General features: G+C 45.5%; 22 protein-coding genes. 8 read left to right on the forward strand and 14 right to left on the reverse strand.

Annotation, left to right across the window (positions count from 1 at the left end; translation table 11 throughout):
* The first annotated feature begins 7 nt into the window (after positions 1-7).
* Positions 8-397 carry a nitrous oxide-stimulated promoter family protein gene (locus tag R7E42_RS07230; RefSeq protein WP_054575964.1) on the forward strand — a complete coding sequence of 130 codons (390 nt, stop codon included), beginning with the start codon at positions 8-10 and terminating at the stop codon, positions 395-397.
* Between the two features lie 49 nt (positions 398-446).
* On the opposite strand, the gene R7E42_RS07235 is transcribed toward R7E42_RS07230, so the two are convergent.
* Both R7E42_RS07235 and trxC read right to left on the reverse strand, forming a co-directional pair.
* Complete coding sequence (locus R7E42_RS07235) at positions 447-1,607, reverse strand: MFS transporter (protein ID WP_033907039.1); 1,161 nt, start codon at positions 1,605-1,607, stop codon at positions 447-449.
* Positions 1,608-1,783: 176 nt separating this feature from the next.
* The gene (trxC, locus tag R7E42_RS07240) at positions 1,784-2,218 is read right to left on the reverse strand and encodes a thioredoxin TrxC (RefSeq protein WP_213877365.1); all 435 of its coding nucleotides are present in this window, start codon (positions 2,216-2,218) and stop codon (positions 1,784-1,786) included.
* 162 nt (positions 2,219-2,380) lie between these two features.
* Between trxC and R7E42_RS07245 the strand changes: the two genes are divergently transcribed.
* The gene (locus tag R7E42_RS07245) at positions 2,381-3,475 is read left to right on the forward strand and encodes a ketoacyl-ACP synthase III (protein ID WP_053349917.1); all 1,095 of its coding nucleotides are present in this window, start codon (positions 2,381-2,383) and stop codon (positions 3,473-3,475) included.
* Positions 3,476-3,561: 86 nt separating this feature from the next.
* Here R7E42_RS07245 and R7E42_RS07250 read toward each other — a convergent pair whose 3' ends face one another.
* The 10 genes from R7E42_RS07250 to R7E42_RS07295 form a co-directional block, all read right to left on the reverse strand.
* The gene (locus R7E42_RS07250; RefSeq protein WP_318072543.1) at positions 3,562-4,887 is read right to left on the reverse strand and encodes a DUF1501 domain-containing protein; all 1,326 of its coding nucleotides are present in this window, start codon (positions 4,885-4,887) and stop codon (positions 3,562-3,564) included.
* Between the two features lie 9 nt (positions 4,888-4,896).
* A complete protein-coding gene (locus tag R7E42_RS07255) occupies positions 4,897-6,465 on the reverse strand; it encodes a DUF1800 domain-containing protein (RefSeq protein ID WP_318072544.1) in 1,569 nt (522 codons plus the stop codon).
* A gap of 407 nt (positions 6,466-6,872) precedes the next feature.
* Positions 6,873-8,135 carry a hydroxymethylglutaryl-CoA reductase gene (locus R7E42_RS07260; RefSeq protein ID WP_213886038.1) on the reverse strand — a complete coding sequence of 421 codons (1,263 nt, stop codon included), beginning with the start codon at positions 8,133-8,135 and terminating at the stop codon, positions 6,873-6,875.
* 351 nt (positions 8,136-8,486) lie between these two features.
* Positions 8,487-9,704: a mannose-6-phosphate isomerase, class I gene (manA, locus tag R7E42_RS07265; protein ID WP_213970857.1), complete on the reverse strand. Its 1,218-nt coding sequence runs from the start codon at positions 9,702-9,704 to the stop codon at positions 8,487-8,489.
* 124 nt (positions 9,705-9,828) lie between these two features.
* Positions 9,829-11,169, reverse strand: a complete 1,341-nt coding sequence (locus R7E42_RS07270; RefSeq protein ID WP_005480243.1) for an MFS transporter — start codon at positions 11,167-11,169, stop codon at positions 9,829-9,831.
* A gap of 6 nt (positions 11,170-11,175) precedes the next feature.
* Positions 11,176-12,678 carry a signal transduction histidine-protein kinase/phosphatase UhpB gene (gene uhpB, locus R7E42_RS07275; RefSeq protein ID WP_154204415.1) on the reverse strand — a complete coding sequence of 501 codons (1,503 nt, stop codon included), beginning with the start codon at positions 12,676-12,678 and terminating at the stop codon, positions 11,176-11,178.
* Positions 12,678-13,286 carry a transcriptional regulator UhpA gene (gene uhpA, locus R7E42_RS07280; RefSeq protein ID WP_005388005.1) on the reverse strand — a complete coding sequence of 203 codons (609 nt, stop codon included), beginning with the start codon at positions 13,284-13,286 and terminating at the stop codon, positions 12,678-12,680. The genes uhpB and uhpA overlap by 1 nt, the downstream gene beginning before the upstream one ends.
* Positions 13,287-13,424: 138 nt before the next feature.
* A complete protein-coding gene (uhpT, locus tag R7E42_RS07285; RefSeq protein ID WP_021707729.1) occupies positions 13,425-14,819 on the reverse strand; it encodes a hexose-6-phosphate:phosphate antiporter in 1,395 nt (464 codons plus the stop codon).
* A gap of 405 nt (positions 14,820-15,224) precedes the next feature.
* Complete coding sequence (fdhD, locus tag R7E42_RS07290) at positions 15,225-16,055, reverse strand: formate dehydrogenase accessory sulfurtransferase FdhD (protein WP_017447522.1); 831 nt, start codon at positions 16,053-16,055, stop codon at positions 15,225-15,227.
* A 53-nt stretch (positions 16,056-16,108) separates the two neighbouring features.
* A complete protein-coding gene (locus R7E42_RS07295; protein ID WP_005460961.1) occupies positions 16,109-16,993 on the reverse strand; it encodes a LysR family transcriptional regulator in 885 nt (294 codons plus the stop codon).
* A 666-nt stretch (positions 16,994-17,659) separates the two neighbouring features.
* Between R7E42_RS07295 and R7E42_RS07300 the strand changes: the two genes are divergently transcribed.
* Both R7E42_RS07300 and R7E42_RS07305 read left to right on the forward strand, forming a co-directional pair.
* Positions 17,660-19,984, forward strand: a complete 2,325-nt coding sequence (locus tag R7E42_RS07300; protein ID WP_154204413.1) for an FdhF/YdeP family oxidoreductase — start codon at positions 17,660-17,662, stop codon at positions 19,982-19,984.
* Positions 19,985-20,179: 195 nt separating this feature from the next.
* The gene (locus R7E42_RS07305) at positions 20,180-20,656 is read left to right on the forward strand and encodes a DM13 domain-containing protein (RefSeq protein WP_154204412.1); all 477 of its coding nucleotides are present in this window, start codon (positions 20,180-20,182) and stop codon (positions 20,654-20,656) included.
* A gap of 198 nt (positions 20,657-20,854) precedes the next feature.
* Here R7E42_RS07305 and R7E42_RS07310 read toward each other — a convergent pair whose 3' ends face one another.
* On the reverse strand, positions 20,855-21,304 hold the full coding sequence (locus R7E42_RS07310; RefSeq protein ID WP_005376100.1) for a YkgB family protein: 450 nt from the start codon (positions 21,302-21,304) through the stop codon (positions 20,855-20,857).
* Between the two features lie 147 nt (positions 21,305-21,451).
* On the opposite strand from R7E42_RS07310, the gene R7E42_RS07315 reads away from it, so the two are divergent.
* Positions 21,452-22,252 carry a PhzF family phenazine biosynthesis protein gene (locus R7E42_RS07315; RefSeq protein WP_154204411.1) on the forward strand — a complete coding sequence of 267 codons (801 nt, stop codon included), beginning with the start codon at positions 21,452-21,454 and terminating at the stop codon, positions 22,250-22,252.
* Between the two features lie 139 nt (positions 22,253-22,391).
* On the forward strand, positions 22,392-23,090 hold the full coding sequence (locus R7E42_RS07320; RefSeq protein ID WP_154204410.1) for an aspartate/glutamate racemase family protein: 699 nt from the start codon (positions 22,392-22,394) through the stop codon (positions 23,088-23,090).
* A gap of 67 nt (positions 23,091-23,157) precedes the next feature.
* Here the strand turns inward: R7E42_RS07320 and R7E42_RS07325 are convergent, their stop codons facing one another.
* The gene (locus R7E42_RS07325; protein ID WP_017820173.1) at positions 23,158-24,861 is read right to left on the reverse strand and encodes an FAD-dependent oxidoreductase; all 1,704 of its coding nucleotides are present in this window, start codon (positions 24,859-24,861) and stop codon (positions 23,158-23,160) included.
* A gap of 151 nt (positions 24,862-25,012) precedes the next feature.
* Here R7E42_RS07325 and R7E42_RS07330 point away from each other — a divergent pair, with 151 nt between their 5' ends.
* Together R7E42_RS07330 and R7E42_RS07335 are read left to right on the forward strand one after the other, a co-directional pair.
* Positions 25,013-25,303: an ArsR/SmtB family transcription factor gene (locus R7E42_RS07330; protein ID WP_005376206.1), complete on the forward strand. Its 291-nt coding sequence runs from the start codon at positions 25,013-25,015 to the stop codon at positions 25,301-25,303.
* A 5-nt stretch (positions 25,304-25,308) separates the two neighbouring features.
* Complete coding sequence (locus R7E42_RS07335; protein WP_372058356.1) at positions 25,309-25,722, forward strand: YeeE/YedE family protein; 414 nt, start codon at positions 25,309-25,311, stop codon at positions 25,720-25,722.
* Positions 25,723-25,736: the final 14 nt, after the last annotated feature.

The following is a 25,736-nucleotide window of genomic DNA, read 5'->3' on the forward strand; positions in this document are numbered from 1 at the left end:
ATAGCGCATGAGCGATATTTTACTTGGCAAACTCGCCACTGAATTTAAGACAGTAAAAGCCATGGTAGAGGTTTACTGTCATGACCATCATGGAACAAAACGTGACTTATGCTCAGAATGTCGTGAGCTGCTTGAATACGCAGAAGTGCGCCTCGACCGCTGTCCTTATGGAGAGAATAAACCGACGTGTAACAAATGTCCGATTCACTGCTACAAACCAGAGCCGAAAGAACAAATGCGTTTGGTCATGCGTTACTCTGGCCCCAGAATGTTACTGAAACATCCCATCTTGGCGGTTCGTCATTTGCTTCATGAAAAGCGCATGGTACCGGAAAAGCCTGCAGCGAACGCGTCAAACCGTCACAAGCGTTTATCTAAACAAAAATTCGAAGAATAAAAAAACGAGGGCGACATGCCCTCGTTTTCGTTGAGTAGAAGCGGCGTGGTTAGAGGCCAGCGGCCATACGCTGCTTGGTTTTGCTCGCAGCAAGTAGCATGTATACGCCAGTCGCAACCAAAGCGGCAAACAAGTAGCCTAGCAAGCCGTGTTCTTGGCCCATGAATTTATCAGCGACAACAGGACCAGCAACAGAGCCGATGCTGTAGCTAAACAGCATGACTTGTGTCGCAGAGACAATAAAGCGTTCATCAAGTCCTTCGCAACCTAAGTTGATTGCAATCGGGTACAAGGCAAAAGTAGCTGCACCTAAAAAGAATAATGCTGCAGCCAATACCACGGCTGACGAGGAAATAAAGGTCATACCGATCGAAAAAATACCCAAAATACAGAAAAACGCCATTAGCACTGTGCGGCTCATATATTTGTTTAACGCGGTCACCATTGGTTGAACTAGCATGCCACCTAGAATCACTAGCGCCATCAATGTACCAATGTCTTGATGGCTAATTTTACGGTTAGTTAACTCAACTGGCATTAATCCGTAGATCGCGCCTAAGGTCAAACCTGAAACAACACAACCAATAATTGCTGCATGGTTTAGTTTGGCAATTTGCTTAAATGATAAAGCGGTTGATTCATGGCTGTTTGGCTGCTCACACTCAATGAACATTAGCACCAGCATCGCCATTAGGATCAACGTCGTGATCGCAATAAACGGAACGCCGCCACTTACGCCAAGCACGCCAATACCAAACTGGCCTAATGCTGAACCACCATAAAGCGATAGCATGTACAAGCTCAAACGTTTCGCACGCGATGCTTCGTCTCCAGACATTAGCCAAGACTCAACAATGACAAAAACACCAGCAACCGCGATACCCGCAATAAAGCGAGCGGCAAGCCACATCAATCCGTTAGCAAACACGGGTAGTGTGACGATAGTTAGCGAAAATACGGCCAAGCAACCAATAAACGCGTTACGGTGACCAACTTGACGTACGATACGTTCAATAAAAATCGCACCAGTTAATAAGCCGCCATAAAACACACTCGCCAACCAACTCGCGTAATCTGCTGAGATGTTGTATTCACCGAGCATGAGAGGGATCAAGCTCATTAAATAGCCCGAAGCCACCGCATAAAGAGACAGTGCGACGACTGGAACTGTAACTCGTGGTGATGCTGCAGGAACGACTGTGTTTTCCACTGTTTTGCGCCTATAAGTTAAATGAAATCTAAGGGTTATTCGGCGCGAATATGAGGCTAATAGTTAGGCAAGTAAAATGATAAATTTAAGTCGTTTCGACAAATAATATTTATTAACTAGATAGGTTGATAAGTTGCATAAAAACGCCAACCTACAAACAAGGTTGGCGTGGAAGATTATTTAGTAAGTGCTTGATTTAACCATTGATCGAATTGAGTTTTAGGTAACGCACCATTGATCATATCAACACGTTGACCATTTTTGAAAACCATAATGGTAGGAATGCTGCGAATACCAAATTGCGCCGCAAGTTGTTGTTGAGCTTCGGTATCAATCTTAACAAAACGAGCCGTTCCGGCTTGCTCATCAGCAACATCAGAGAAAACAGGAGCAAAACCAACGCACGGGTTGCACCATGGGGCCCAAAAATCTACTACAACAGGCATATCACTTTGTAATAGAGCAGAAAAGTTATCTTGTGTACCTTCGATAGGCGAGCCGTCTAAAAGTGCACTTTTACATTTACCGCAAGTTGCAGATTCGGCAACGCGCTCATTAGGGACACGATTTAGACCGCCGCACGAAGGGCAGCGAGTTTTAAACGATGACATGACTTCTTCCTTTATTACGTATTGATGAAAACATGACTTACCAGTCAGCCTCATTATTTGTATACTTATTTTTTAACCTGCCGAAATAACGCAGCGCAGGTTTGTATTTGAGCCTAAGGTTCTAAGAAATTTTATTAAAATACAACAATAAATAGGTCTGCGATGACAAATTACTACGCTGAAATTACAGGTTGGGGGAAATGTGTTCCGCCAGCCGTGCTCTCTAACGATGATCTTAGCACTTTCCTCGATACTTCCGATGAGTGGATTCGTACCCGCACTGGTATCGAAAACCGCCGTATTAGTCATGTAAACACGTCAGACATGGCGACCGTTGCTGCTAAACATGCATTAGCTCGAGCAGGCGTCGATGCGACAGACGTGGATTTAATCATTGTGGCGACTTGTTCACCAGATTCATTGATTCCAAATATCGCGTCTAAGGTACAGCAGAACCTAGGTATTCGTGCTGCCGCTGCCTTTGACTTAAATGCCGCATGTACGGGATTTGTCTATGGCCTAGAAACGGGCACACGTTTGATTCAATCAGGTAACTATCGTAACGCGATCATTATTGGTGCGGAAAGATTGTCTTTCTACATCGATTGGGCAATGCGAGATACCGCTGTTCTATTTGGTGATGGTGCGGGCGCCGTTGTGTTATCAAGAACGGAAAAAGAAACGGGTTTACTACAGTCTCAAATCGGTTGTGACGCAAAAGGCCGCGATATTCTGTCCGTACCAAAGTTTGGTACTTGTATGGATCGCTTTGCGGAAGACAACGGTTACTGGGATTTCAACTTTGTAGGACAAGAAATTTTCAAACGTGCAGTAAAAGGCATGGGGCTAGCTGCGAAAACCGTACTGAAAGCATCACAGTTAACGACGGAACAAATCGATGTTGTGATTCCGCATCAAGCTAATATTCGTATTATTCAAACCTTGTGTGACCTGTCTGGAATTCCACACGACAAAGCGTTTGTTAACATTCAAAACTATGGCAATACTTCAGCTGCGACGGTGCCAATTGCATTGTGTGAAGCGGTAGAGCAAGGTCGAGTTAACCCAGGTGATAACATGCTTCTCGCTGCGTTTGGTGCTGGTTTGACATGGGGTGCGGCAGTATTGAAATGGGGTGACCGCGTAACGCCAGTTTCTGAAAGTGATGCGGTTCTGCCTGAATGTGAGCAATCCGCGTTAGAATTACTTGAGCGTGCCATTAAGCTGTGTAACGAACGCCGTCGCGACGAGGTGTAACGGACACTCTGCAAACATAAGATGAGTAAGGGAGCGCGAGGCTCCCTTATTTGATGATGAGTTCTACAGCTAACCTGTAAAATATCTTAAGCCATAAAACCCAGGTTTGAATGAGTAAAATTACGGATGTTCGGGAACACGTATTCCAGTGCAGCGTTATCACTCACGCCCATCCACTGTGCTAGTGTTGAACCAACTTGATCAGCGGCAATTTGGGGTATGAGTCGGCCTTGAGAGTAATCATCGTTTCCGCCCAGTATTAGTTCCGGCCATGTACCGATAGGTTGTTTCCCATTTACCGCGCCTCCAATTAATAGTTGATGGCCACCCCAGCCATGATCGGTACCATTTCCGTTGCTCATCATCCGTCGACCGAAGTCAGACATAGTGAAAGAGGTGACTTGCTTGTTTAGCCCTAACCGTTCGACCGCACGATACATTGCTAAAAGGTTTGTCGCGAGATCCTCAAGTAACACTGGATGACGTGCCAATTGCGAATCGTGCAGGTCATACCCAGAGTGTTTAACGAAAAAGACTTGTCGTTGCTGCTTCAGGACATCTTGGCTTGCTATCAATTTGTACACGGTTTGCATCTGCTTGCCGAGCGTCGATGACGTAAACAGCGGCTCGTCAGCAATGTGGTTGAGTTGCTCGCTCAGTACACTGCTCATTACCATCGACTCATCAACCATCAAATTAAAATGACCATTAAATGGATTGTCAGTTTGATGAGAGAGAAGGCGATCATAGATACCCTTGTATAGCGGGTTATCAATCGCGGTAAGCTGAACTGCGCGATCTTTTTTCAGGACGGTTTGGCGGTGTTCCATTGCCCGTAACCAAAGCGAGTTGCCATGCACACTGTATAGCGGTGTTATTTCTGATTCAGAGTTTAATACATCCAACATTCTGCCAGCCCAACCAAGATTTTTAGACTCGCTCATTCCACCAAGTAACCAAGCGTCTGTTTGAGAATTATGAGAAAACAGTTGCTCGGGAAGTGATGCTTCACCTTGCTCAATAGCTTGTTTGGTGACGGGATGGTTGAGAATGCCACTATTGAGCACGATGCTGGCATCGCCTTGTTCGAAAACGGAAGTTAACGCATTTAACTTTGGGTGTAAGCCGAGCTTCACTGGGTGATTTGAGCTATCGACAGCACTCAAATTGATAGGGAGTATGTCTTCTTTGGCGACAGAGAGTGGCCCTCTGACTTTGGAATATTGATGATAATGCGCCTCCGATAATGGCAGTATGGTGTTGAATGCATCGTTTCCGCCTGCTAAATACACACATATTAATGCTCGAAAGTCATTGGATGGCGCTGCGAGAGAGTAACCTGGCAGACTAAGAGAGGCTAATGCGCCCATTGATAGCGTGCTTTGTATAAAATGTCGTCGTGAAATATCCATAATTCACTCCTAATCCTGAATATAGAATTCGTCGCCAGAAATGGCGGTAAATATCACTAGAGCGAGTTTTGTTGTTGGCACATAGTCCCCACGATAATCATTCAGGGCGGTGAGCATGAGCTCTTTCAATTCAGCAGAAGCCGTTCCAGCAAAGAAACGCTCGTTAACCAATTCGACTAAGGCACGGTGATCGTCCAGAAGAAGATAAAACTCGTTAAGATCGAAGTGGTAGGAATCACCACCTCCTCTACGAGTGCTGGTTAACATATAGTTGACCAAATCGGTATAAACAGACCAATTGAGAAGTTCATACTCTGGAGAGTTAATACCAGACTCCGTAAACGCGTTAGACGGCTGATAGTCTGGAGAGTAAAAATTAAACACGGAAGGAGAACGAAGCGGCCCTTGATTAGCGATGTTCATCATCGTTGTTGCGTCTTCGTAACGTGATCCTTTAACCGTAAAACCTGATGCTCGATGAAAATTAGTCAGGACCAGTATCGGTTCTTTCACTTTTATAGGCGGGGTATCCGTCATCCCTAATGCTTCAGGGTCGAGCAATATGGCTCGAACAACGGCGGTTAGATCGCCTTTTTCTCCTTCCCCATTGTTGTTAAATATCGTTGCAACACGCGCGACGTACTCTGGGCTTGGATTTGAACTGACCAAACGTTGGATAAGTAATTTTGAAACAAATGGAGCAACATTTGGGTGAGACATCAACATATCAATCACTTTTGAAAGCTCTTCTTGTGCGGTTAGACCCGATGGGATCACGTTCCCTAGAAATCGCTTCTCGCCGGTGTCGTGTCGCTGACTGATAACTCGCATCGGTTTCACGAATGCGATGTCGGAATTTTTCCATCCAGTTAATGCTCGCGCGAGCTCTTGAATATCAGTTTGATTGTACGTGGGGATAGGTTTGCCTGTTGCGTGGTTTAGCTTTTTACTGCCATCTAAATTGAGTTCATACAAACCGATAGTGAATAACTGCATTAACTCTCGAGCAAAGTTCTCATCGGGAAGCGTTCCTGTCGCACTATTTTCTTTTGCACTACCGAGCATAGACAAATAGCTCCCCATGACTGGATGGATGGAAACGTCATACAACAGGTCTCGGTAGTTGCCAAACGCATGCTCAACCAACAGATCGTAGTAATTCACTAACCCTGTAGGTTTGCTGGAAAGAACGCCGCCATAACGAGAAACGACTACGATCTGACTCAATGCATAAGCCGTTCGCTGCCTAAGCTGATCTTCAGCAGTAACAACAATTTGATACCAAGCATTTTCTCGGTTTGACTGTAGGCCTTTAGAAAAAGGCGTTTGATAAAGTGGTTGATGGTAGGTTGCTGGCAGGTTGATTTGTTTCTGTATCCAATCCTCTAACCCGTTTTCCCTAACCTCATTAATTAATGCAGGTGTTGGTCCAAAAGAGGTTTGATAGAGAAAACGCGCAACGGTTTGATCGGATGGGGATTGCTGTATTTGTGCTGATACATTAGACACATGGCTCAGCAATAAGATAGCCAATCCTAGTACCCAAGCAGAGATTTTATTTAGCTTCTGACGTCTCATAGTTAACTCGCTTACCCGAAGTAACGATTTAAGTCCATTTAACGGGAGTTATTAAGCTCTTTTGAGCTGTTTAGTAAATTTATGAAAATCAAGCAGCTGCATAGGCGAGTATAGTAGCTATAAGTGGTGAACAAAAAACTCAAACGGTGAATTTGGTACTATAGTGCTAGAAGTTTTTGATGCTATTTTTTCTAAGATACTGATATTAAATATGGCCAATGAAGAGTGACAAGCAGAGATATCGCAATGGATATAGAAGGGGGACAGCTAAAGTACGGTTAACAAGAGATTGGTATGTTTGTTAAGGCTTAAGTTAGTTTCAAGAAATTATTGAGCCAATAAATAAAGTCCATTGGTTTGCACAAGAGAAAACCACACGGATGTTCTCTTGTACAAAGCAACAAAGGTTATTTTCGGGCAAGCTTATGGTGAGCACGAGAGAAGTGATCGGCACAAAATGCGCCCACAATCGAGAGTTCGCCAGCTAGACAAAGCGAAGCTGCGACTTCGGCTAACGCTTTCGCATTGCCGTTGCCGTGCAAACCCAAAATATCCAAACATGCTTTTTGCGTTGGAAGGCCAGTACCACCGCCAACCGTTCCCACCATGATGTTTGGCAAGGTCACGCACGCGTACAAGTTGCCTTGAGCGTCCACATCCATACGAGTGATTCCAATGGCAGACTCTGCAACGCAAGCGGCATCTTGACCACAAGCAATGTACAGCGCGGCAAGGGCGTTTGCGTAATGCGCGTTGACGCCAATTGTCCCGCTGAGTAAACCGCCCACTGTGGTCATTTTGCCAAATTGAACCATAGACTCCGGCGTCGTATGCAGATATTTTTCCACCAACTCAGCAGGAATGGTCACTTCGGCGGATACTTTCTTACCGCGTACCGAGCGCAGTGTGTGTGCGTTTGGTTTTTTGTCGCCTGATAAGTTGCCATCCAAGAATGCTTGAGTTGGTTTGATTGGGCTAGTCGCCAAAATATGATGGAACACTTCGTTTGTTGCGATGGTCACCATGTTTTGTCCGGAAGCGTCACCAGTCACGTATTCAAAGACCAAATAAACATGGTTTCCTTCGATATTTACATTGATGTCTTTGAGTTTGCCATGTGAGGTGGTGGATTCCGCAATTTGACGAAATACGTCAAACTGGGTCACAACCCAACTGACGAACTGGCCGGCGTCAGCAAGGTGATTAAAGGCGAATACTGGTGTTCGGCTCACCCCTTCACTTAGTAACAATGCGCTCGCGCCACCAGCGGCGGTGATAAGATTTGCGCCACGGTTGTAGGAAGCGACTAACGCGGCTTCTGTCGTTGCGAGCGGAACCAAAAAGTCATCGTTCGCATACAAGCCGTTGACGCGCAAAGGACCTGCAATGCCGACCGGCACATTAACAGTACCAATGAAGTGCTCGATGTTGTTGGAGTAAGTATCGCAATGTGACTGCGTGAAAGGATCAAGGAGATGATCTTTATTGGTCACGTGTTCCAATACTTGCCAACGGCGCGCCAAATGCTTATCCGACAGGCCAGGGCTTAAGCAGAGACGTTTCTCTGGCTTGTGAAACTTCGGTTCTAATGCCGATTGAATCTTACTGCTGGTTTCGATATCGGAAAGGGCGGAGCTTTGAACAGGGTTATCTTGGTTTAACTTCGGCATACAAACGTTAACTGAAAAATCGAACCAGAGATTGTAGTGATTGAGGCTTTGATTACAACGTTGATTATACGTTTTGCAACAAATACCACTGTGCAAGCGCCTTTATTATCCAAGTGATTTGATATTGGAGCGACGAATTTATCGGACATAAATGGGTTTTGACAATGAATGTTGAGTAAATGGTAGATCCGGGAGGTTATGGCTTTTAGAGAAACTGGCCTGTAGGTGTTTGGATTCGACAAGGTGTAAGCATGAGTGCCTTAAGAGCGGAATGGTTCAATCTATGAAAGGAATAAATTGTCTAACCCAGTCCCTTGGGCCAGACGTTAGTTTGAATCGGTTGTTCAAAAACTAGTTGAAGGCGCGAGCCACACGTCCCGCACTTTTAATACGGTAATGGCCAACGTAAGCAGGAACAAATACCGATTGTCCTTTCGCGGCGGTTAACGTCTCACCGTTATCACTGATGAGTGTCAGGTCGGCATCAATCGCCATCAAAATCTCTGCGCTATTGGCATCAACCACTTCATTGTTCGGTTGGTTAAGAATGCTGAAACTAAAGTCTGCCACTGGGACCGGATAAAGGCTTTGGCAACCATCGGCATTGGGTTCTAGAACAAGGCTGTTAAACGGCTTAGGCACAAAGTCTGTGCATTTAACCAGTTCTTCAACATCCATGTGTTTCGGCGTGAGTCCTGCACGCAAAACGTTATCTGAGTTCGCCATGATCTCTAATCCCGTACCTTTAATGTAAGCGTGTGGCGTTCTTGCGCTCAGGAACATCGCTTCGCCAGGTTGCAGCGTGATGACATTCAACAGTAATGGCGCAAACAAGCCGACATCGCCAGGGTATTGAGTGGATAGATCCAAGATGAGCTGGAAAACGTCGCTGTCAGTGCCTTGCTCCGATTGACGTGAAGCGTGGGCAAGAAGCTGTTTCAGTGCTCGCTCTTTTGTTTCTCCTTCCATGGTAAGAATGTGCACAAAGAAATCGCGTAAACCTTGTGAGTTGATTTCGCGTTTGAATGTGTCAAGAGGCGCGCGTAGCTCATCGATATCGCAAAGGCTAAATGCCTCAATAATCTCGGCATACGAGCGAAAACCGTTCATGGCTTGGTAACTTGTCAGCGCGTACACCAACTCAGGTTTGTGGTTTGGATCCTTGTAGTTACGATGGCTTGCGTTTAGTGGGATCCCGGCACTTTGTTCTTTTTCGAAGCCTATTTCGGCATCTTGTTTGCTTGGGTGAACTTGAATCGACAGTGCATGTTCGGCCGCTAAGATCTTAAACAGAAAGGGCAGGTCGCCAAATTTCGCTGCGGTTTCTGCTGATAAGTAAGCGGGTTGGTTTTGTTTGATCAGTTCAGACAAAGGCAGCGTGTTTTGCTCAATCTGAACTTCAGAGCAGCCGTTTGGGTGAGTACCCATCCATACTTCTGCTTGAGGCTCATTCGTTTCGTTAGAAAAGCCAAACAAATCGTGAATAGAAGAGGTGCTTCCCCAAGCGTAGTTTTGGATTTTGTTGTTCATTTGAAAGAAGCTATGCGATGAAATAGTGTTCAAATTCATGAATTTTTCCCATAGTTAACCCTCCGAACTGAATCGGAAGAAAAATTGAGCAGAGATACGTTAAATAAGGTGGGCGAGCGCGGTTAGGTCACTCGCCAATTTGCCCGAAGGGCGATAAGTCGATTTACAACCGAGGTTTTGGTTCGAGTGGTTTTCGTGATGGTTGCGCTTGCAAAAATGGCAGTAACAAAAGGCCAATGACGGCTGCACAAACTGAAATGGTGATGAAGAAACCCGTCCAATGATATTCTTCAAGAATTAACGCCAGTGGATAACCAGACAATGCTGCGCCCATGTAGGCGAACAAGCCCACGAATCCTGTTGCCGCGCCGGCAGAATCTTTGTGAGAGCACTCCGCCGCCGCCATACCGATCAGCATTTGTGGTCCAAAGACAAAGAAGCCGATGGAGAACAATCCCGCGGCTTGGAATGCAAAGTTAGTCAGAGGCATCAGCCAAAGCGCGGAGACAGATAAGAAAATCCCAATAGCGAACAGCAAGTTCATTGGCCCACGGTTACCGCCAAAGAGTTTGTCTGAGCCCCAACCCGCAACCAATGAACCAACAAAACCGCCGATTTCAAACATCGACAGAGCAGCGTTGGCGTTAATCAGGCTATAGTGATGCTGCTCGGTCAAGTACAGGTTTCCCCAGTCATTGATTGCGGTTCGGACGATGTAAACCAACACATAACTGAACGCGAGTAGCCAGATGTATTTGTTGTTAAATACGTACGATTTCAGAATTTCGCGGTAGGTGAGGCCACGTCCGTAATTTTCTTGCGCAAGTTCTAATGCGTCGTTGCGCCATTGGCCGACACTTGGTAAACCCATTGTTGTGGGTTTGTCGCGCAATCGCCAACAAACGAATAGACCGAGCAATACCCCGATGATGCCGGGTAGAATAAAGCCTTCACGCCAGCTGTAGTGCAACGTTAAATAACCCACCAAAATAGGGATCAGCGCGCCACCAACGTTGTGTGCGGTGTTCCAAATCGCCCATAAGAAGCCACGCTCGGAACGTGAATACCAAGTCGTTAACAGCTTGGAGCATGAAGGCCAGCCCCAGCCTTGGAACCAGGCGTTTAAGATCCACAGAGTAATGAAAGCCGCGAGTGAGCTAGAAAAACCGAACGCGATATTGACCAGACCTGTCGCAATCAATCCTAATCCCATGAAATAACGAGGGTTAGAGCGATCCGAAATCGTGCCAGAAATAAACTTCGAGCAGCCGTAGGTGATGTAGAAAAGTGTACCGATAAGACCCAAGTCGCCTTTATCTAAGCCAAGGTCGGTAATCATCGCTGGTGCTGCGTAGTTAAAGGTCTTACGGGTAAAGTAGAAACCTGCGTAGCCGATGTACATCCCCAACATAATGTGCAAACGCCAATGGCGGTAACGCTGGTCGATTTGCTCGTTGCTCAGGCTCGGTTGAGTAAATTTAGGTGAACGTAAAAATCCAAACATCTTGAGTTACACCTTAGGTAAAGTAATGCTGATTTGTGTGCCGATCATTTGATCGCTGGTGGAGTAGATAACCATTTTTCCACCTAACGCGTGCACACGCTCTTGCATGCCGCGAACGCCCATGCCTTTCATGCTGTCCTGAACTTTGAAGCCGACACCATCATCGTGAATCATTAGTGACACCGCCGCTTCTCCGATCGTCAGTTCAATACTGATCAACTGCGCTTCTGCATATTTGGCGGCGTTATTCAATGACTCTTGGCATAAACGGAATAGGGTGACTTTGAGCGTGTCACTCAAGTTGGTGTAATCGCCTTGCCAGTTCAGTTGAACAGTCGTTCCGTGATTGGCAAATTCCATCTCTCGCGTCAGTTGCTCGACGGATTCTTTCAAGTCCAAATCATCCAGCATTTTTGGTCTTAGCTTGCTTAACAGTCGCTTAGTGGTGTCGTACACGTTGAGGGAAAGTCTTTCAATCATGTCTGCGCAACCTACGCTTGTTTCGGCGTTATTTACCCGCTTAATGATGTTGGCTTGTGTGCGGATCGCCGTGATGTTCTGTCCAATTTCGTCATGTAGCTCGCGCGCAATATCGCGTCTTACCGATTCTTCCGCTTTGATAAGCTGGCGAGACAAATTCTGATTGCGTGCAAGTTCGCCGCGCAGTTTGTGATTGAGGTCTTTTTGTTTCTGAACCCCTAAGCCGAGCATAATGCCGGTGATGGTTTGCGCCGAGAGAGATAATAACAAATCGGTGATTTCTAGATTTGATACGCCGCTGCGAGCCGCAATCAGCGCAATGCTGTTGAGCATGGTGGCGAGTAGAGCACCTTGCCAGCCGTAACGCAGAGCAAGCACGATGATTGGAATCGCCATACAAAACGGCGCAAACCGTTTTAGCTCTTCAGGCAAACTGGTTTGCACCAAAATACTGCCGATCAAAAGCAGCGCATAAAGCACGATATGACGTACCTGAAATACAACGGCATTACTAAGTAGGAGAGAGCTAAGCGGAGACCAACGACTTTGGAACAAATAGCTCCACAACAGGTAGCACATAGGCACCACGAGCAAGCCTCCAGAAATGCTAGCCAGCCATACCATGTAAACAGAAGGCACGTGAAATCCGACCGCCATTACGTTGATGAAGGCGGTAATGATGATCACAATGCCCATGACGGCTAAGTGGCGGTTTTGGTCACCGTAGTAGTATTTTTTCGCAATCAGTGTGACCGGGATACTGGCAATGCTCGCAATCAGCACGGTAAGCCACTGCGGTTGACCCAGTAACATCGCAAGTGCGATGGAAAGTCCCCACTCCGAAAGGTAAATCGTCGGCCAATAAGCGGTGCGAGTGTGAAGGGCGACACCTAATCGTAAAGCGAAAGGAAACAATAAGATCGCCAGCTCGGGATCATTGACAAAGTAGTAGGCGATCACCCACAAACAGAACCAGGCGCAGGCCATAACAAAAAGTCCGCAAATGGTGGTAACAGCATAAGCTCGCATTAAAAGGACTCTTGAGAAAATAGTTTGGCGAGCTCAACGTTGTTTTTCACGCCGAGTTTGTCGATGGCATTCGCACGATGCACATGCACGGTCTTGTGGCTCAAGCCAAGCTCTGCCGCGACAGACTTTACATCCAACCCATTGGCAAGTAGCTGACATACCTCGTTTTCACGTTTTGTCAGTTGGCATAGAGAGGTGGTGTTGTCGCTAGGCGTTGCAAGTTTAAGTGCAATATCTGATGTGAGGTAACAGCCGCCAGAAGCACTGGTTCTCACGGCTTGAATAAGTTCGTCTGGGCTACAGCGTTTACTAAGATAGCCTTTTGCACCTAGCTTTAGTGATTTTTCCACCATCGCAGGGGAGTCATGCACGCTAAGCATCACGCAGGCAATGCCAGTTGGTATTTCGCTAAGAAAGTTTAAGCCGCTTTCATCTGGCATGGAGATATCTAGGATGACGACATGAGGGTGTACCGCAGGCAAGCCTTTGCGCGCTTCGGCGACAGAGCCGAATTCACCGACAACGGTAATATCACTTTCTAAATTTAATAATTGTGCGAAACCTGAACGCACGATGACGTGATCATCAACTAGAGCAACATGAATCATTATTACAACCAAATAGAGCAGACGACTAACAACAATAAGCTCCAACAGGAGCCAATAGAAAAACCTTTAATGATACTGAATTGATCAACTCATTTTAATGATCTTGCGCGCTTTACCGAAGTAAAGCGCGCAGAGAAGTTAGGCTTGGTTTTGTGCAAGTTGAAGCTTCTTCGCGTGTCGAATCTTCTTCTCTTCCGCGATAGCGACGAAAGCAAGCAAAACAATACAAATCATGGCGGAGGTATCTAGAGCTGCGAAGGTACCTTTCCAACCTGTTAAGCCGAAGATAGGTGTACCGTCTGCAATCATACCGAGACCAAGTTTCGCGAAGCTGTCACCGATTAGGTAAGCGAATGTACCTTTTACGCCGTCAGCCACACTGATTGCTTTTTTAGGGACAAAACCAACCGCGGCAACACCGATAAGAAGTTGCGGACCAAACACCAAGAAGCCCAATACAAATAGTGAGGCTAAGTACATGAACTCGCTAGTGGCGTGTTGGTAGAACTCAAGCGATACGATGATCAAACCAAGAGACACACAAGCAACCAATGCGCGGCGACCGTTTGCTAAGTCAGATAAGTAACCCCACATCAAAGTACCCACAAGCGCACCGACTTCGAATAGAGTAAAGCCAGAGATTGCCGTTTCTTTTGACAGACCAAGTTCTTGGTACGCGTATACCGTTGACCATTGGTCGATACCGATACGAACGATGTAAAGGAAGATGTTGGCAAAGCAAAGTAGCCAGATAACTTTGTTTTTAAGAACGTATTCAACAAAGATTTCTTTTTTGGTCATCTGGTTTTCTTCAGCGGCGGTGTCTTCTTCACTCACTGCTTCATCGAAAAGTTCTTCTACTTTACCTAGACCGTAAGCTTCTGGAGAGTCGCTACCAAAGCGCATACCGATAAAGCCGACGATGATCGCGATGATAGAAGGGAACACGAACATGCCGATTACGTGCCCGTCGAATAGGTAGTTGGCACCGAAAAGAGCAACACCCGCTGCGCCCGCACCACCAACGTTGTGTGACATGTTCCACAAGCCGAGGTAAGAGCCGCGTTTGTTACGAGGTGTCCATTTTGTAATGGTTGAGTAACTAGAAGGGCCACCAGTACTTTGGAAGAAACCACTTAGAGCGTAGAAAGCCACCATCAAGAACAGGCTTGCACTACCGCCGCCCATGCTGAAGCTGAAACCAAGCATTGCAAGACCAGAAAGGATCAGCATAAAAGGGAGGAATTGCTTGGTGTTCTTACCGTCAGCGTAGTAAGACACAACGGTTTTACCGATGCCGTATGTGATGGAGAAGCCAAGGCCAATAAGACCTAGGTCTGTCATGCTCAAACCGTAAGTTGAGATCATGTCGTTTTGCGCGACATTGAAGTTCTTACGAATCAAGTACATGGTTAGGTAGCCGATGAATACGACCAAGTAAGATTGGATGAACGGTTTAAACCACATCTTTCTTCTAACTTCGACGGGAAGATCGAGGGTCGGCTTCCGCACCTGTTCGAGGAATTTTAACATGATGAACTCTCTTGTAATTGTTTTAGAAACACAACGGAGACCGTTATGCGCTCTTGTTACCTTTGACTGAGCGGAATTCTAGAGAGTGGTTTTGTGAGGCACATGAGATGGTTGCCTAGATCGGCTAGGAAAAATTCCTAGAAATGCCTAGTAAGGCGGAAAAGCGTGAAAAGAGTCACACAAAATCCTTACTAATCTATGGGTCTTTGACAGGGTTCTATCGGATTGGAAAGCGTTCAAATGCAAGCAGGTTAATATACGCAAGCTTAGTGCTGACAAGGGGTGAGCACGTTTGGTTGGAGAGAATAGTGGCTTGTCGCTAAGTATCAATTGGGAACGAGAAGCAAACAACAGAGACCCAGAGGTCTCTGTTAGAAATATTAGGGATTTGGCTAGGTTGACGTGTTAAGGCGCAGGGCTGTATAGACGTGGCGAGCCGTGTTTTGGTAAGTGAATTAGGTTCAAATGGTTTCTTCTTGCCCATTCGACAGTTAACGCTGTAGGTGCAGATAAGCAAACCAGAGTGGGGATACGCGCGCGAACGGCTTTGTGGATCAACTCTAAGCTGCAACGGCTTGTCATGATAGCGAAGCCACTTTGAGGCTCGATGTGATTGTTGGCCAATGCGCCAATCAACTTATCTAGCGCGTTGTGACGGCCGATGTCCTCTCGGCACAACTTGATGTTGCCTTGTAAATCTGCAAATAAAGCGGCGTGTAACGCGCCAGATTCACGTGCGGCTTCTTGATGCAGTGCGACTTTGTCTCGCAGCCCTTCAAATACATCGGAGCGCGGAGGAAGAGACGGTGTTAGCGGTGCCAAATCAGGCAAAGCTTGTTCCAGAGCCTCTACACCACAAATGCCGCATCCGGTTGTGCCGGCAAGATTTCGGCGCTGTGTTTTTAACGCCCAGAAAGCGCGGTTGCTGATTTCCACTTCCGCATAGTGAGATTCGTGATCGCCACCAATTTCAATGTCTTTAATCTCTTTGAAATCGTGGACGATGCCTGTGCTTAGGCTAAATCCTTTCACGAAGTCTTCCAGATGGCCTGGCGTCACCATCATGACCGCTTGGCTAATGCCGTTATAGCTGATAGCTAAGGCGGATTCACTCGCCAGCGACATTTGTTGCACTGGGCGGCCATCAATCAATTCTCGGTAATTGAACGCACTTGGTTGAGGTGGTGCTTGATTGAAATCGGACAGTTCAAAATAAGATTGAGTAGTACATCTCATGAAATCACCTCATAAGCCGTTATGTATGCCAAAAATTGACGTGTGGATTCTTGTTATCGATTGAATATGTTTTTTGCTTCTGCGAAGCACTGATCGGTTAGCGCGGAGAAGGGTTCTTGTTTTCGCTTTAACAAACCTAGCGGGGCGTGAACGGCGGCTTCTTCGATAGGGATAATGCGAAGCGTATCGTTCAACTCTTCCAATCCACAATTCAGCGGCATAATGGCGCAACAAAGGCCACTGGTTACTGCTTGGATCAAGTGAAAGGTGGAGTTACTTTCAATGACGGTTTGCGGAACCAGCCCTTTACTCACAAAGCTAAGATCAATGGAGTGGCGATAGTGCATGCCCTTCGAAAGCAGCCCTAGCGGAATGTTATTGAGTGACTCCCATAACACTTCAGATTCGGCAAAATCAAAATGACGCTCATCGAATAAAACGCCAAGTTTGGTTGAATCTAGCTCGATAACATCGAAGTAAGCGGTGTTAACTTGATCGACATAACACATCCCCAAATCAAGTTGATTTCGATTGAGTTGGTCTATGATCTGTTCGGTCGTCATGGAGAGTATTTGAAAGCGTAACTCAGGGAACTGTTGAGCTAATGGTTTGAGCAATTGCATAGGGTTTTGGCTGGCGAGTGGCACCATTCCAAGCCGAAGAGAGCCGACCAATTGACCACGGCAGTTGGCGGCTTCGGCTTGCAATCCATCATGAGCTGCTAAGACGGTTTTTGCCCAAGCCAAAATGCGTTCTCCGGCTTCAGTAAATCCTTCAAATCGTTGACTTCTTTGGATTAATTCGAGATCGAGCTCTTCCTCTAGGCTTCGGATCCTCATGGACAAGGTAGGCTGCGTAATGTGGCACAATGCGGCGGCTTGACCAAAGTGTTTGGTCTGTTCAAGTGCGATGAGATATTTAAGTTGTTTGATATCCATAATGGCTTGTTAACCTTGCGTTGTGAGTCACATGTACGGGGGAACTCCCTAAAAAGGGCACAGCACTACCGTACTTTTTAAGCGCTGGAGCGTTTTAACTAGGGAATGGAAAACCAAAACCAAGTCAAGAATAAAACCACACTCAAAATTGATCTGAATCAAGGCTATTCCTGATATTAATTAGGGTCAAATTTAAAGTATCTATAGTGTGATAGATATTATCTATTATCAAGAGTAGCGATTTTATTGAGTTCGTTAATCGAACTAGGTGGAATCGAATGGGAAAACGATTAGCCTCATAAATTGTATTGATTAAAAATGTGATAACCGTCAGTGGAAAAATTCGTCATAGATTTTGTTTATCACTCGGTCAGGATTATCAATTGGACGCATATTGAATATCGACTTAATCTTTGATTTAGATCAAGACGCAGCAATGCAAATTGAATCTACCAGTCTTAGAAACAGTAGGCGGGTATCCGATATCAAGAATCTAGATAAGTAAACGCTCGGACAGGCGAGAGCATGTTGAGTGGTTACTTATTTGGATTAAAAAATACATGGATTAGAAACTAAGCCCTTCAATACTTCCGCATTATCTCAATAAATAACGCGCTTGTTTTCACGGGCACCCTGCTTGCTGGTATATCTGCGAGGAGTAAAGTCGTGAGCCAAAAAGAACAAATAAAAGCATACAAAGGTCCAGCTGGTGGTTGGGGTGCACTGAAAGCCGTAACCAGAAGTTGGTGGGGCAGTGAAAATGCAGTTAAAAACATTCGCACTATGCTCAAAACCAACCAAAATGGCGGTTTCGACTGCCCGGGATGTGCATGGGGTGAGTCGCCAGATAGCGGTAAAGTCAATTTCTGTGAGAATGGCGCGAAAGCGGTAAACTGGGAGGCGACCAATCGTCTGGTTGATCCTGAGTTTTTTGCCAATCACAGCGTTTCTTCTCTCTCAACGCAAACCGATTACTGGTTGGAATACCAAGGCCGTATCACGCACCCAATGCGATACGATGCAGAATCCGATCACTATGTGCCAGTCTCTTGGGATGAGGCTTTTGCACTTGTCGCGAAGCATCTCAATCAATTGGATTCACCGCACCAAGCGGAGTTTTATACCTCTGGTCGTGCAAGCAACGAAGCGGCGTTTTTGTATCAGCTATTTGTCCGCGCATTCGGTACCAATAACTTTCCAGATTGTTCCAACATGTGTCACGAAGCCAGTGCAATAGGGATGAAAGACACCATTGGTGTTGGTAAAGGCACAGTGATCTTTGATGATTTTGAAGAAGCTGATGCGATTTTCGTGATTGGTCAAAATCCGGGCACGAACCACCCACGAATGCTGGAACCTCTGCGCGAAGCGGTAAAACGTGGTGCACAGGTTATCTGTCTAAACCCGCTGAAAGAGCGCGGATTAGAGCGTTTCCAAAACCCACAAATGCCGATTGAGATGTTGAGTAACGGCTCAGAGCCTACCAACACGGCGTACCTGCGTCCTGCTTTGGGCGGAGACATGGCAGTATTTCGTGGCATCGCGAAATTCTTGTTGCAATGGGAACGCGAGGCATTGCAAAACGGTGGAAAAGCGGTATTTGATCGTGAATTCATCAAGCAACACACAACAGGTATTGATGAGTATTTGGCTGAAGTGGACGCAACCTCTTGGGAACACATCGCGGAACAATCGGGTCTTGATTTAAGTGAAATCGAGATGGTGGCGAGCATGTATCGACGTGCAGAACGTGTGATCATGTGTTGGGCGATGGGGTTGACTCAGCATCGTCACTCTGTGCCAACCATTAAAGAAGTCGCAAACGTGCAAATGTTACGAAGTAACGTTGGTAAGCCGGGCGCGGGTCTTTCACCAGTGCGTGGTCACAGTAACGTTCAGGGCGACCGTACGATGGGCATTGATGAAAAACCTTCAGATCTGTTGTTGGATCGCATTGAAAGTCGATTTAACTTTGACGTCCCGCGTGGTGAAGGCCACAACACTGTGCAAGCCATTAAAGCGATGGAAGAAGGGCAAGCGAAAGTATTTATCGGTTTGGGCGGTAACTTTGCACAAGCAACGCCAGACACAGAACGTACGCACAACGCGATGCGAAACTGTAATTTAACCGTACACATTTCGACGAAGTTAAATCGTTCTCACCTTGTCACAGGTAAAGATGCGCTTATTCTTCCATGCTTAGGCCGTACTGAGATTGATCAGCAAGCGACTGGCCCACAAGGCGTGACGGTTGAAGATACCTTCAGCATGGTACATATCTCATTTGGTCAGCTAAAACCGCGTTCGGAGCATTTGCGTTCAGAACCAGCGATTATTGCCGGTATTGCCAATGCTACACTCGGGGCAAAACCAATTGATTGGTTGTGGGCGATTGAAGATTACGACCGTATTCGCGATTTGATTGCCGACACGATTCCGGGCTTTACCGACTTTAACCATAAGCTTAAACACCCGGGTGGATTCCACTTGGTAAACCCAGCTGCCGAGCGTCGATGGAATACACCAAGCGGCAAAGCACAGTTCAGCTCTAGCGAGTTGCCGAAGCAGTTGATCAGCGAAGCGATACTCGAAAAAGGCCAAAAGCCAGATTTGATCTTGCAAACCATGCGCTCACACGACCAATACAATACGACACTTTACGGCTTGAATGACCGTTATCGTGGAGTATTTGGTATGCGCGAAGTGCTGTTTATCAATGAAGCGGATATTCGTAAACTCGGTTTTGAACCGGGCGACAAAGTGGACATGGTGTCATTGTGGGAAGATGGCGTTGAGCGCCGTGTGAGCGGATTTACGCTTGTTGCCTATGATGTACCAGCAGGTCAGGCGGCGGCTTACTATCCAGAAACAAACCCATTAGTTCCTTTGGACAGTTATGGGGATAGAACGTTTACGCCAACCTCTAAGTTTATTGCGATAAAATTGGAAAAATCGACATCCGATAAGATCGCTTTGGTGGAAGCGGAATAGTGACCAAACCGGCACAACGACATTTCCGATAAGCAAACGGCTGATATTAATTATCAGCCGTTTTTAATTGCGCTCAGTCTGCATTTAGTGCGCATAGCTTGTGTATAATGTTAATGACATTATGCTGCTCGATAATAGACAGATAAGGCCGATTTGAATCTAAATTCAAGTAGTAAAACTAATAAGAAGATGCTTATGACCTTGAAAAATATAATTAAATTAACAATCAGTCACTTAGTGGCAGTTTCTATTGGCATTGCGATAGGTGTCTATACTTTACCGATCCTTATTGCACCACCTGCGCCGACCGATGAGCAAGTTGCTAAGAGTAAGCAAGGCGCAGAATACAGCGCAGTGTTTAAGAGGGAACTCAAAGGTAGCGATGCTTTTCATTGGGGAGAGGGAGAAATTCATTTGAGTTCTGAAGTCATTACGTTGGTAGGAAAACTCGCTCCCGGACCAGACTATAAACTCTATCTATCTCCTAAGTTTGTCGAAACGGAACAAGAGTTTAATGACCTTAAATCTGAGATGAGCTTAATTGGTGATGTCAAAACGTTCGATAACTTCGTTGTTGAGGTTCCTCAAAGCACTTCAATTTCTGAATACAATACGGTTGTTGTATGGTGCGAGACATTCGGTGAGTTCATTACTTCGGCAAAGTATCAATAAACCTTAGCAGTAGAGTGAAAGGCTTTTCTTTTCACTTTACGCTAGGATGTTGTTTCGCATAATTAAGAGGCAAAGACTCTTAAACACTCTAAATTTAAGAGCCTTTGTTTAGAGTTATTGACAGAACCATTCGACTTGTAAGTCGTTTGCACCTTTCAGGCTACGTTCTGGAAAAACAAGATTTCGAACTATTTAGAGTTATTCTCTGTTTGGCTTGTTTCGTTCGATGACGCTAATCGCAATAGCTAAAAATAGAATATCTTTTACTAAAAAGAAGTTTGTCACCAAAACCCCATCAGACACTTTCCATGTATTCGGTGTCGTAATTAGAAAGCTGAGTGTCGCAAGAAAAATAATTGCGGCGGCTATGCCAGAAAAATAAGCGACTCGTGTGTTTTTAAGGCCAACGATTAATCCAATAGCGACAATGATTTCTGTTGCGCCAATGATGTTTGATACGGCTTGAACTGACATCACATCATACAACCAACTCATCAGAAAATGATTTTCAACGAGCGGTTGTATAAGCTTGGCCTCTGTAGGTGTGAATTTATAAATACCAATCCATATTAGAACTAAAGAAACGCCGAAAACTCCGATAAGATATCCAATTGAGTCACATTGATGATGGCTTTTTACGTTTTGCATAATTAACTACATTCTCCTGTTTGTTAGCGCTTCCAACAAGACCTATAAGGTTGGTAGAAAATTTCATAGGTTTTTTTCGCTCAAACAACAGATATTAAAAATCACGTGATACAGAATTACGTGTTTGATAGAACTTAAGGATATTTCGTGGAAGTTAAAATTTTTCAGGTTGACTCGTTTACATCAGAGGTTTTCAAAGGTAATCCCGCGGGTGTTTGTATCACAGAGTCAAGCCTTGATGAGGAAACGATGTTGGCCATCGCGGCCGAGATGTCGTTATCTGAAACGGCATTTCTGTCACTCAGTACAATGCAACTTCGTTGGTTTACACCGAGGACGGAAGTTGCTTTGTGTGGACACGGCACACTTGCAACGGCGCACGTTCTGAAAGAGCAGGGGTTATATAATACTGGAGATACGATTGAGTTCGTTACGCTATCTGGGGTTTTAACTGCACAACTCGATCATGAAGAAATTCATTTGGTGTTTCCTGCTCCAACTTTAGATATGCGAGCTAGTATTAACAAAGACTTACTTCATGGTTTGGGGTTAGATGCCGCCAATGTAGTCGCCTACGGTCAGTTTGATAATAAGCAGTTGGTCGTCATTAATGATGAATTTGTGCTTGAACAGCTCGACCCTGATTTTGGTGCGCTTTTTAAACAAAAAGGCCGTGGCGTCGTCATCACTGCTCAATCAAGCACTGACGCCGATTTTGTCTCTCGATACTTCGCGCCTTGGGTAGGTGTTAATGAGGACCCAGTTACAGGCTCTGCACATTGCGCTTTATGTGTTTACTGGGCTAAAGAGCTCAACAAAAAGCAACTGAAAGGCTTCCAAGCCTCCAAGAGAAGTGGGGTCGTCCATACAGAGTTGTTAAGCACTGAGCACGTTAAGCTTTCTGGAAATGCAGTAACGATATTGCGAGGATTTATGAGAATCGCGTAGCGGTCCCTGTGGGAATGATTTTATTTTCGTGTTACCCAATGCTCAATAGTGAAGACGCTTGAATGCTGCTTATTTAAGTGGCTGATTTTTTTTGTAAAAACACCCCTGGCACGGTGGTGTATAACGATTGGAGAGTTATATGAAAACTATCGGTCTTCTAGGTGGTATGAGCTGGGAGTCGACGCTTAGTTATTACAAATTGATCAACGAAGGAGTCAAAGAGGCGTTAGGCGGCCTAAATTCCGCAAAAATTTGTATGTATAGCGTGAATTTTTCGGAGATAGAGAAACTTCAACATCAAGGTAAATGGGAAGAAACGGCAAGCATTTTATCTGATGCTGCATCTTCAATAGAAAAAGGGGGCGCTGACTTCATTCTTATTTGTACTAACACAATGCACAAAGTTGCGCCTCAAATTGAAGCCAGTACTAATATCCCTATACTACATATCGCAGACGCGACTGCTGAGTTACTTCGTGAGAAAGGGGTTCAAAAGATCGGACTCCTTGGTACTCAATTCACAATGGAGCAAGACTTTTATAAAGGAAGGCTTTCAGACCTCTATGGGCTTGATGTCATCATTCCCGATCAAGACGACCGCTCTAAAGTACATAACATTATTTATAAAGAGTTATGCCAAGGTGAAATCAAAGAGGAGTCAAGGACGATATACTTGCAAATTATTGAAAAACTAAAAGAGCACGGAGCTGAAGCTGTGATTCTCGGGTGTACTGAAATTGCCTTACTTGTAAACCAAAGTCACACCGATGTTACACTACTCGATACCACTTCTATCCATGCTCAAGCAGCAGTCCGTTTGGCAATTGAAGGTGAATGATCTACGCTTTCTTTCCTGCAAAAAAAGAGAAAACCAAGCACGTGGTTTTCTCTTTTTTATTATCAAGTTATAAGCGAGCAAATTTGAGAGTTCTGTATCCACCAATCAAGTTGCGGGCTTTGTAACCATTGTTGACCAGCTGACGGTATGCTACGTTACCGCGTAACCCAACTTGACAGTAAATCACGATCTCTTTGTCTTTAGGAAGTTCGTGCATGCGACGACGTAGTTGATCGACAGGAATATTAATTGCACCTTCAAGATAACCAACGGACTCCAATTCACCAGGATTACGAACATCAAGTAACAGTTGGTCTTCTGTCAGTGAATCCATTTCATCATAATGAATCGCGGTCGCATCGCCTTTGATGATGTTATTTGCCACAAACGCCGCTTGGTTAATTACATCTTTAGCAGAGCCATAAGGTGGCGCGTAAGTTAGCTCGAGGTGTTGCAGTTGCTCTACCGTCATACCAGCACGCTGAGCAACTGCCATTACGTCGATACGTTTATCAACACCGTCTTTACCTACTGCTTGCGCACCTAATATTTTACCTGTTACTGGATCAAACAGCATTTTGAATGACACGGTTTCTGCACCTGGGTAGTAACTCGCGTGACTTGCTGTATGCACATACACTTTTTCATAAGCGATGTTTTCACGTTTCAGCTGTTTCTCGTTTTTACCAGTAGAAGCGACGGCTAAATCAAAAATCTTACAGATCGCCGTGCCTTGCGTACCTTGGTAAGTTTCTTGGCGGCCAAGCATGTTGTCTGCTGCCATTCGGCCTTGACGGTTTGCCGGGCCCGCAAGTGGCACTAGAGTTTGCTCGCCAGTCACGAAGTCTTTCTCTTCTACCGCGTCGCCGACAGCGTAGATCGAAGGATCGCTGGTTTGCATGTATTCATTGGTATAAATACCACCAAGAGCGCCGATTTCTAAGCCAGCTTCTTTTGCTAATTTGGTCTCGGGGCGAACACCAATTGCCATAATCAGAATATCGGTGGTGAGTCTTTCACCATTGTTTAGTGTTAATTCCAATTCACCTTCTAGATGTTGGTGTTTTTCGCTTTCACCAGAGTCGAAACTTGCCACGTGCTCGTTAGGTACGAATTTCACCGACTCAAGTGCGACGCCAAGTTTAAGGTCGATGCCTTTCTCACGAATTTCAGCATGTGCGAAGCCAGCCATTTCACGGTCAACGGGCGTCATCACTTGATCCGCCATTTCAACTAATGTGGTTTTTATGCCTAGCTGGTGGAAGGCTTCCATCATTTCCAAACCGATAAAACCACCACCAACGACCGTAGCGTGTTCAACTTTGTTGGTTTCGATCGTTTTAATGATGCGATCCATATCTGGAATATTGCGCAGCGAGTGTGTTAACGGGTTATCAATACCCGGAATAGGCGGCACAACTGGACCTGCGCCAGGGCTAAGTAGAAGAAAGTCGTAGCTCTCTTGGTATTCCGAGCCATCAAGCAAATTGTTAACCGTAACCGTTTTGTCTTGACGGTTAATAGAAACCACTTCGTTCATCACACGGACATCAACATTGAAACGCGCTAGAAAGCTCTCAGGCGTTTGAAGAAGCAGTTTGCTGCGCTCTTGGATATCGCCACCAATGTGATAGGGTAAGCCACAGTTTGCAAATGACACAAATGGACCGCGTTCAAACATAATGATTTCTGCGTCTTCACTAAGACGACGAGCGCGAGCTGCTGCAGATGCACCGCCAGCAACCCCACCAATAATCACGATTTTGCTCATGGATTTCTCCTGCTGAATGATCGAAAACGCCTACACCTTACTTAAATAAATTAGCTACGTCTAATGTTATTTAATCTACATTAGCATTGACTTAATAATATTAATTAGTAATATCTAATAAAATGTAATGTAGTAATGAAGAGGCATAAGAATGGGCGACAGTATGCTACAAAGTGCGACCGAAGCGAGTGAGCTGCTTAAAATTATGGCTCATCCAGAGCGCCTAATCGTGATGTGTAAGCTGATTGAAGGCGAGAAAGGGGTCGGTGAACTGTTTGAAGGTTCATCATTAAGCCAATCTGCTTTTTCACAACATCTCACCGTATTGAGAAAGCACGACATTATTAAAGCTAGAAAAGTTTCTCAGCAGGTATTTTATTCAATTTCTGATGAAAGAGTTGGTCCGCTGGTTGAGGCCTTTAAGCAAGTTTTCTGTAAGTAATTAGTTTGGCGGTTGCTATGTTTGAAGTTCCTTGGATGTCGCTGTTGGGCGGCATAATAGTTGGCGTATCAGCGATAACACTGATGCTATTTACTGGCAAGACTGCTGGGATCAGTGGGATCTTAAACGGTGCCGTTGAGAACGCAGATCGCGTTTGGCGCATTGTTTTTTTAATTGCGATGGTATTAGGTGGCGTGTTTGCTGTTTATGTTCTTGGCGGGCATGTACCAGAACAGTACAGCGGCTCTGTTGTTTTAGTTATCGTTGCTGGCTTGTTAGTCGGTGTCGGTACGCGTATCGGCAATGGTTGTACTAGTGGTCATGGCATTTGTGGGATAGGGCGTTTCTCAATCCGTTCTGTGGTCGCGACGTGTACTTTTATGGCCACAGCCATGTTAACCGTCTTGCTAGTATCGTGAGGAATAGTGCCGTT

The organism is Vibrio sp. Vb1337 (genome assembly GCF_033338715.1).
Classification (GTDB): domain Bacteria; phylum Pseudomonadota; class Gammaproteobacteria; order Enterobacterales; family Vibrionaceae; genus Vibrio; species Vibrio alginolyticus.